At 69.6% G+C, this 6,588-nt stretch carries 8 protein-coding genes; 2 read left to right on the top strand and 6 right to left on the bottom strand.

Translation table 11 applies throughout. The annotated features are described in order from the left end of the window. Window positions 1-91: 91 nt before the first annotated feature. A complete protein-coding gene (locus ACZ4XX_RS35440; RefSeq protein ID WP_468511962.1) occupies window positions 92-451 on the bottom strand; it encodes an arsenate reductase family protein in 360 nt (119 codons plus the stop codon). 148 nt (window positions 452-599) lie between these two features. On the opposite strand from ACZ4XX_RS35440, the gene ACZ4XX_RS35435 reads away from it, so the two are divergent. Then, window positions 600-875: a hypothetical protein gene (locus ACZ4XX_RS35435; protein WP_468511961.1), complete on the top strand. Its 276-nt coding sequence runs from the start codon at window positions 600-602 to the stop codon at window positions 873-875. A 57-nt stretch (window positions 876-932) separates the two neighbouring features. On the opposite strand, the gene ACZ4XX_RS35430 is transcribed toward ACZ4XX_RS35435, so the two are convergent. The 3 genes from ACZ4XX_RS35430 to glnA form a co-directional block, all read right to left on the bottom strand. Further along, the gene (locus ACZ4XX_RS35430) at window positions 933-2,123 is read right to left on the bottom strand and encodes a cytochrome P450 (protein WP_468511960.1); all 1,191 of its coding nucleotides are present in this window, start codon (window positions 2,121-2,123) and stop codon (window positions 933-935) included. Continuing rightward, window positions 2,120-2,845 (bottom strand): cyclodityrosine synthase, encoded by a 726-nt coding sequence (locus tag ACZ4XX_RS35425; protein ID WP_468511959.1) that lies wholly within the window; start codon window positions 2,843-2,845, stop codon window positions 2,120-2,122. Before ACZ4XX_RS35425 ends, ACZ4XX_RS35430 begins: the two co-directional genes overlap by 4 nt. 234 nt (window positions 2,846-3,079) lie before the next feature. Next, complete coding sequence (gene glnA, locus ACZ4XX_RS35420) at window positions 3,080-4,504, bottom strand: type I glutamate--ammonia ligase (RefSeq protein WP_030314285.1); 1,425 nt, start codon at window positions 4,502-4,504, stop codon at window positions 3,080-3,082. 222 nt (window positions 4,505-4,726) lie between these two features. On the opposite strand from glnA, the gene ACZ4XX_RS35415 reads away from it, so the two are divergent. Beyond that, entirely contained in the window at window positions 4,727-5,194 is a 468-nt protein-coding gene (locus tag ACZ4XX_RS35415) for an RDD family protein (RefSeq protein ID WP_468511958.1), read from the top strand. Window positions 5,195-5,331: 137 nt separating this feature from the next. Here ACZ4XX_RS35415 and ACZ4XX_RS35410 read toward each other — a convergent pair whose 3' ends face one another. Both ACZ4XX_RS35410 and ACZ4XX_RS35405 read right to left on the bottom strand, forming a co-directional pair. Next, window positions 5,332-6,036, bottom strand: coding sequence for a DUF4191 domain-containing protein (locus tag ACZ4XX_RS35410; RefSeq protein ID WP_030314289.1), 705 nt, complete (start codon window positions 6,034-6,036; stop codon window positions 5,332-5,334). 10 nt (window positions 6,037-6,046) lie between these two features. Next, window positions 6,047-6,262 (bottom strand): SCO2195 family GlnR-regulated protein, encoded by a 216-nt coding sequence (locus tag ACZ4XX_RS35405; RefSeq protein ID WP_030208220.1) that lies wholly within the window; start codon window positions 6,260-6,262, stop codon window positions 6,047-6,049. Window positions 6,263-6,588 lie beyond the last annotated feature (326 nt).

Genomic DNA, 6,588 nt, shown 5'->3' with positions numbered 1-6,588 from the left:
CCGATCCAAAGCCCTACGTCTGGACCAAGACCGCAGACGAGATCCTGGAACGCCTCGCCTCTTATCTGAACAGAATTCCTGACTCAGAAGACTAGCGGGAGAGCGCGTCCCGTACGGCCTCCTCGGACCGGCCGACGACGGCCGTGCCGTCCTCGGCGGTGATGATCGGCCGCTGGATGAGCCCGGGATGCGCGGAGAGGGCCTCGATCCACCGCTCCCGGCTCTCGGCGTCGCGGGCCCACTCCTTCACCCCGAGCTCCTTGGCGACGGCCTCCTGCGTCCGCGTGATGTCCCACGGTTCGAGCCCGAGCCGTTCGAGCACCTGCCGGATCTCGTCGGGGGAGGGCACGTCCTCCAGGTAGCGGCGCACGGTGTAGTCGGCGCCCTCGGCGTCGAGAAGGGTGAGGGCGCTGCGGCACTTGGAACAGGCGGGATTGATCCAGATCTCCATCCCCCCACGGTACCCCCCACAGCCCTCTACACCACCCCCCAAACCCCCTCTGGCCAGGGGCGATTGTCAGTGGGGGCCACTAAAATAGGGGGTGAAGGTGAGGGTCCCGGGGAGGGCCCGCACCCCGCCGTTCGCCAGGAGGTAGCCCATGGCTCTCGCCGTGATCCGGACACCGTCCCTCGAACCCTGGAAGCCGCTCCGGAAGAAGCCGCTCCCCGCGGGCCGCCCCCGCGAGTGGTACGTGACGCACAACCGCCGACTGAAGGCCATGCGCCTCGCGATCGCCCTCCTCGACGCCGGCGTCTACGTCCCGTCGAAGGCCACGAACGCGACGATACGCAGCACGGCCCTCCACCTCGGCATCCACCCGCCGTCGGACACCACCTGCCGCATGGTCCGAGCCATGATCCGCTACGGCCGCTGACAGCGGAGGGGCGCTGCCCGGCCGGGGCCGGGCAGCGCCGTCGTCGGAAACCGCCCGCTACCAGGCCACCGGCAGCCGCTCGGGAAGCCGCTTCATGAAGTTGGTGCGCCACACCAGCTGTTCGACCGGCACCGCGAGCCGCAGCCCCGGCAGCCGGTCGAGGAGCGTCTCCAGGGCGATCTCGGCGTGCCGCTTGCCGAGCGCCGTCGCCGGGCAGTAGTGCCGCCCGCCACCGAAGGAGAGGTGCTCGGCGGCGTTCTCCCGGTCCGGCCGGAAGGCCAGTGGGTCCGGGAAGCGCTCCGGATCGTGGTTCGCGGCCTCCACCAGCACCAGGACCAGTTCACCGGCCCGCACCTCGACGTCGCCGAGCCGCACGTCCTCCAGGGCCAGCCGGGGCAGCCCGTCGCCGATCGACAGGTTCACCCGCAGCAGTTCGTCCATCGCCCCGGCGACCCCGTGCGAGCCGGCGGTCAGTGCCTCCCGCACGTCCGGCCGGGTCAGCACCGACACGAGCGCCATCGTCAGGAACCCGGCGGTGGAGATCACCCCGGCCCCGAACAGCGTCACGCCCACCGTCGCCAGCATCTCGTCCGGCAGATGCGCGTAGTCGGGATCCTCGCGCAGCGCCGCCAGTTCCGCCATCAGTCCACCCGTCGCCGGATCGTCGAGGCGCTCGGTCATGTAGGCGATGTCCCGGTCCCAGTGGAGCCGGGCCGCCTCGATCTCGTGCGGGGCGTTCATGAAGGCCACGTCCAGACTGCGCAGCAGCCGCGGCCCGTCCTCCTCCGGGATGCCCAGCATCCGGCAGTGCAGCCCGGCCGAGTACGGATCGGCGTAGCCGCCCCGCAGCTCCCCGGGTGCCCCCTCGGCGAGCAGCGTGTCCACCAGGGTTCCGGCCCGCGCCCGCAGCCACTCCTCCAGGCCGGGCGCCTTCGGGTTGATCGCCTTCATGACGGCCTTGCGCAGCCCGGCCCCGGTGATGTTGCCCATGTTGTTGACCACGTGCGGCGGGATCGTCAGCGCGTACTGCCGCGGCGCGCCCGGCGCCGAGGTGTCCTTCAGGCTGAACCTCGGGTCCTCCAGGACGTCCCTGCACAGCTCGTACGAGGAGACCAGCCAGGCTTCGGCCCCGGCGATCGTGCGGACCTTCCTCACCGGTTCGGCGCGCAGCGCCTCGATCTCGGCGGGCAGCCGGGTCCCGTCCCAGTCGAAGGGGAAGGCCGGCAGGGTCTCGACGGCGACGCTCATCGCGTGGCTCCTTGGGCAGTGCTTCCGGTGGGGGTGAGGATGCCGTGGCCCTGATTGCGCGAGGCCCGGAGCCCGGACCCGCGGCCGTAGAGCAGATCGGCCAGCGGCAGGGCCTGGTGGTAGCAGTTGAGCGAGGACGGGACCCCGAGGATCGCGGGCGTGTCCAGGAACAGCGGCACCTCGGCGCAGATGTACGCCCGGCACACCTCCCGCTGCCGTGCGTCGGTCCGCTGTCCCGGCGCCAGCTTCCCGGCCAGGAAGATCCCGGTCAGCGCGTCGCAGGTCTCGCGCACCACCGGGTCCGCCGCCACCGCGTCGAGCACCGTGCGGTGCAGCTCGCGGTAGGCCGGGACGTCGCCGAACTCCGACATCCCGCGGGCCCGTACCCGTACCCCGGTGGGATCGGCCTCGGCCACGGCCGCGCCGACCTTCGCCCGCACCCCCCGCAGGTTCTTGACGGCCTTCCGTCGTGCCTCGTCGGCCCCGTACCCCAGCGCCTCGTACATGTCCGAGACATGCAGATCGGTGTAGACGAGATCGACCTGGTCGAAGTGGTCCAAGCCCCAGCGCGTCAGCTCGCGCAGTCGCAGGGCGGTGAAATAACTGTTTCCCGGAGAGACGCCGATGACCACATGTGCGCCCTCGTCGGCGATGACGCGGCAGTGATCGGTGTACGGCTGGAGTCGGAGCGTCTCTGCAGGGGCGAAAGCCGCCTGAGTCACGTAGGCAGTCCTCATCGCGCCAGCTAGTCCCAGCGGAGCCCTGTGCTCCGGGTGTGGCGGCGGCGACGACCACACGCTATCGATCGGTCGCGGAGCGTGAACACCCTTACTCGGGGGTATGGGCGAGAGTTCGTCACCTGTTCGCACTTCTGTGATCTTGGCCGGAAAGCGGCGAGGCCCGCCGCCCCCTCGAAGGGGACGACGGGCCTCGGGAGATCGCTCGCGCGGTACGGCCTAGAGGTCGAAGTAGAGCTCGAACTCGTGCGGGTGCGGGCGCAGCTGGATCGGGGCGATCTCGTGCGTGCGCTTGTAGTCGATCCAGGTCTCGATCAGGTCGGACGTGAAGACGCCGCCGGCCTGCAGGTACTCGTTGTCGGCCTCGAGGGCGTTGAGGACGGCCTCGAGGTTGGTCGGGACCTGCTGGACGTTCGCGTGCTCCTCGGGAGCGAGCTCGTACAGGTCCTTGTCGATCGGCTCCGCCGGCTCGATCTTGTTCTTGATGCCGTCGAGGCCCGCGAGGAGCAGCGCCGAGAAGGCGAGGTACGGGTTCGAGGACGGGTCCGGCGCGCGGAACTCGACGCGCTTCGCCTTCGGGTTCGAGCCCGTGATCGGGATGCGCATGGCGGCGGAGCGGTTGCGCTGCGAGTACACCATGTTGACCGGGGCCTCGAAGCCCGGGACCAGGCGGTGGTACGAGTTCACCGTCGGGTTGGTGAAGGCGAGCAGCGACGGGGCGTGCTTGAGGATGCCGCCGATGTAGTAGCGGGCGGTGTCCGAGAGGCCCGCGTAGCCCGTCTCGTCGTAGAACAGCGGGTCGCCGTTGGCCCACAGCGACTGGTGGACGTGCATGCCCGAGCCGTTGTCGCCGAAGATCGGCTTCGGCATGAAGGTCGCGGTCTTGCCGTTGCGCCAGGCGACGTTCTTCACGATGTACTTGAAGAGCATCAGGTCGTCGGCCGCGGCGAGCAGCGTGTTGAACTTGTAGTTGATCTCGGCCTGGCCGGCGGTGCCGACCTCGTGGTGCTGGCGCTCGACCTGCAGGCCGACGTTCTCCAGCTCCAGGGAGATCTCCGAGCGCAGGTCGGCGAAGTGGTCGACCGGCGGGGCCGGGAAGTAGCCGCCCTTGTAACGGACCTTGTAGCCGCGGTTGTTCTCCTCCGCACCGGTGTTCCAGGCGCCTGCCTCGGAGTCGATGTGGTAGAAGCCCTGGTTCGCCGAGGTCTCGAAGCGCACCGAGTCGAACACGTAGAACTCGGCCTCGGGGCCGAAGTACGCGGTGTCGGCGATGCCGGTGGACGCGAGGTACGCCTCGGCCTTCTTCGCGATGTTCCGCGGGTCACGGCTGTACTGCTCGCCCGTGATCGGGTCGTGGATGAAGAAGTTGATGTTCAGCGTCTTGTCGCGGCGGAAGGGGTCCACGCGGGCCGTCGACAGGTCGGCGCGGAGCGCCATGTCGGACTCGTGGATCGCCTGGAAGCCGCGGATCGACGAACCGTCGAAGGCGAGCTCCTCCGACGGGTCGAACGCCGTCGCCGGGATCGTGAAGTGCTGCATCACGCCCGGAAGGTCGCAGAAGCGGACGTCGACCATCTTGACGTCGTTGTCCTTGATGTACTTCTTGACCTCGTCGGCGTTCTGGAACCCGTGCGTCTCGGACATCCCACTCCTCCTACTCCCGGCCCGGGGAGGGGCGGGGTTTGCAGCTGGTTCGTGCGGCCAGTGCGGTGGCACACGCTGGACCCGACCATAGGCAGACGGGATTTCTCAAGCATGACCCAATTGTTTCGTCGAAGTTAACCGAGGTGGGTGCCGCGGCGCCTGTCGACACCCTTCGCGTACCCGGGCCGAAGTGATCAAAAACGGGCGCAGTACCGTGGTCGCGTGGACAACAGGCAAGCACTCGGATCTTGGCTCTCCGGCCCCCGCGCGGCGGCCGAGGACGCAGGCGTCGACTTCGGCTACCGCGGTCAGCAGCTGGGGCTGCCCGAGGAGGGCCCCGGTTCGATCGCCCGCCCCGGGCGGCGTCTCGGCGCCCTCGCCGTCGACTGGGCCCTCTGCACGCTGATCGCATACGGCCTGATCACCGACGGCTACAACCAGGCCACCGGCAACTGGGCCCTCGTCATGCTGCTCGTGCTGAGCGTGCTGACCGTCGGCACCATCGGCTCGACCCCCGGCAAGCGCCTCTTCGGCCTCGGGGTCGTCTCCGTGAACGGCGGCCGCCTCGGCTTCCCGCGCGTGGCGCTCCGCTCCCTGCTCGTCTGCCTCGCGATCCCGGCCCTCATCTGGGACCGCGACGGCCGTGGCCTCCACGACCGCCTCTCCGGCGCCGTACAGGTCCGTATCTGACCGTCCTGCGGCCCCCCGCCGCCCCTCGGGGGGCTGCGAGGCCCGTAGAGCTTCATGAGGAAGGCCCCGGACCGTCACACGGTCCGGGGCCTTCCTCATGAAGCAGTTCTGGAGGCGATCGCCTCCGGTCGGGCGCGTCAGCGCATCTTTCCGCCCCGCGGCATCCGCATGCCCTTCGGCATCGGACCCTTCGGCAGCGGCATGTTGCTCATCAGGTCACCCATCGCCCGCAGCCGGTCGTTGGCCGCCGTCACCTGCGGGCCGGTGAGCACCCGAGGCAGCTTGAGCATGGTCGTACGGACCTTCTTGAGCGGCACCTGGCCCTCGCCGTCGCCGACGATGATGTCGGTCACCGGCACGTCCACCACGACGCGGTTCATCCGCTTCTTCTCGGCCGCGAGCAGAGGCTTCACCCGGTTCGGGTTGCCCTCCGCCACCAGCACGATGCCGGCCCGGCCGACCGCCCGGTGCACGACGTCCTGGCTGCGGTTCATCGCGACCGCGGGGGTCGTCGTCCAGCCTCGCCCGACGTTCTGGAGGACCGCCGCGGCAGCGCCCGGCTGGCCCTCCATCTGCCCGAAGGCCGCCCGCTCGGCACGCCGCCCGAAGACGATGGCCGCCGCCAGGAGCGCCAGGACGAAGCCCAGGATGCCCAGGTAGACCGGGTGACCGATCAGGAAGCCGATCGCGAGGAGGACACCGAGTACGACGATGCCCACGCCTGCGACGACAAGCCCGACCTTGGGGTCAGCCTTTCGGGTCATCTTGTACGTGAGGGCGATCTGCTTGAGCCGCCCCTGGTTCGCAGCGTCAGCGCTGCCCGTGTTTGCCTTCCTCGCCATGTCCTGAAGTTTACGTGGCCCGGGAAGTCCGGCCCGACGCGACCTCCATCACGTGCTGGGCCTCGACCCGGTCCTTGGCGCGGCGGCGGTCCTCCAGGACGGAGTTCCAGGCGTTGCGCCGGGCGGTGCGCTGCCCGGCGCCGAGAAGCAGTGCCTCCACGGCCTTCAGGGCGTCGGTGACGGACGGGATCGCGGTGACGCGGACGTGCGTCGATGCGGCCGGCATGTCGGGGTCCTCCCTCGATTGCGGATGAGACGAGGCGGGGGGTGCGAACGGGGATGTGAGCGAGTCGTGGCGGTGAGTGAAACCAGGCTCACAGACTGGTGTTACCAGGGCGTGACCCGGTGGTCAAACACTGATGAAACGTTGATGCGGCCAAGTGGCGGGCCCGGGAAACGCGGACGCGGCCCGTACATCCCCGCTGAGCTGCGGGGCCGTACGGACCGCGTCCGAACCGGCCATTACTGGCCGGTAACCACTTGTGCTCCGATTCACACGGCCTGCCTGGCGTCTGCGTGGCGTCGGTCCACCACGCCGCGCTTCCGCGTGCC

The sequence above is a fragment of the Streptomyces sp. NPDC029956 genome, from assembly GCF_055574655.1.
The sequence above is the reverse complement of the archived record's forward strand: the minus strand, read 5'-3'. Positions and strand labels throughout refer to the sequence as shown.